1 protein-coding gene is annotated in these 2,198 nt (G+C 28.3%); it reads right to left on the minus strand.

The window, feature by feature from the left end:
• Nucleotides 1–2,198 (minus strand): right-handed parallel beta-helix repeat-containing protein (locus Q0F58_RS19090; RefSeq protein ID WP_294379611.1); only part of this gene is annotated, 2,198 nt, incomplete at both ends.

Below are 2,198 nucleotides of genomic sequence, written 5' to 3' on the forward strand. Positions count from 1 at the left end.
CCTCATAACACTCTCTATTTCCCCAATCTATAGTTTTCTCTTTTATTATGGTATTATTATTACTACTTACAAACCCATAGTTTTTTGCTGGATAAACATAATTTCTGGTAGAATTTTTTCCAAAATCAACAATTAAATTTCTACTTTTACTATCAGTATAATCTGCTGTTGGTTCTTCTAAATAAAATATACAGTCTTGGAATTGTCCATATATAGGACTCCATGCCCATTTCCCTGAAGCTTCCCACTTATCAATAAATTCTCTTCTAAATCTAACTGTACAATTTTGAATAAGAGGAAATCTCGGATAACCTTGCATATGACTTTTAATTCCATCTGTATATTGTAAATCTGAATTAATAATAGTAAATTGTCTTCCACCATAGTCATAGAAAAAATTTCTTAATATACAAGAATCTATAATTACTCTTCTAAAATATCCAAAGGTGCTTTTATTAGGTGTTCCATTATAATCTATTAAGCAATCTCTAATTATACAAGTTATAGGTTGCATTGATCCATATACATAAGTTTCTCCCTCATCTTCATTTTCCCTCATAGTAAATCCTGCATTATTACCAGTCTTAATTAGAAATACTCCATTAGAATTACCCTTTAAAACACAATTTTCCATTAGAAAATTTCCTTCTGTCATCCCATTAGCAACCCCATAACTATTTGCAATTAACTTTGAATTAGTAAGTCTTATTCTTCTAATTGCTGATGTCGCTTCCCATCCTGTAGTTAAATCTGATGCACTTTCATACTCAAAGTCTATACCTGCTCCTGGATTCCTATTTCCCCACCAACATTTAGTAATTTTATCTTTACAAAAACCAGTATAAGAAAAATCACAATTATCAATTACTCCATCAGCACCAGCACTAAAAGTTAATCCTTGCCTCCCACAATAGTAAGCTCTACAATTTTTCATCGTTATATTTAGATTTCCTCTAGGATTATCATCATAAAAATTACTTACTGATCCACCTAATGCAAATCCATCTGATTCACATCCATAAGCTTCTAAATTCTCTAAATAAATATCTTTACACCCGTGAACACAAAATCCATCCCCCATATTTTCAGCTGTTCTAACTCCTGTATAAATACAATTATTTTCTGAATCGTGAATAACAGTTCCATTTTTTATTGTTACTTTATCACATCCTATTAATCCAATAAAAGTATATGGAAGTACTGAACACCTTGAACCACCAAAATTATAATCAGATTTCAACTGCCACTTAGCAATCTCTTTAAATACTGAACCTTGAAAATCTATATTAATAAATCTTTTATTTTGTATATTTATCATACTTCTAGCATCACCAATATGCTTTATACCAACTTCCGTCAATACAACGTTTAATGTATCTACTCCACTTCTTAATGCATGATTTATATAGGTTCCTGGTTCAAATTTTAAATCCACTGAATCTTTATCAATAAAAAACTCTGATATTTTTATATAATTTAAAAAGTTATCATGTTCAACTTTTTTATTAGATACGTTCTCTTGTAACTTTCTATTTATAGTAATATATTTATTTTCATAATCTATCTCTTTAATTAATGCACAAAGCCATGAAAGTTCTGTTTTTCTAACATAACATCCATCTTCAATGGCTATACCTTGCCCTACTTCAAAATCTAAATTATACAAATCTTCAATATATATTTTATTACTGCCTTTACTACCACTACATATACTTGAAACCTCACTATAAGAACACCCAAACTCTGATGAATAGTAGGTTCTATCTTCTCCAAATAAAGTGTCATTAATTTCATTTAATAACTTCAAATTATCTTTAATATCATAAGTTTTTAATAAATTTTTATCACCATCGTAAGCTTCATCTATAATGATACACTGTGAATTTTCATCTAAAATTATAGTTTCATTTTTTAATTCTTCTACTTCTGGTATTGCTAATTCATAGTAAATATTAAACTTTTTATTCTCATGAGTTCTAAAATATTCTTTTAACTCCTCTGCATCTTTTGGAATTGAATCATTTTCAAAAAATGATAAATCTAAATGGACACATATAAGGTCTGGATATGCTACATTAATACCAACTTCTTTTTTGGTCCATAATGATATATTAGGATATTTACATAATATTTTTCCCTTATCCCTTATTGAACTTGGTAATCCCATTTTATTTAAATAAATCATAAACCAAAATTGA

The organism is uncultured Clostridium sp. (assembly GCF_934754915.1).
GTDB lineage: Bacteria > Bacillota > Clostridia > Clostridiales > Clostridiaceae > Clostridium.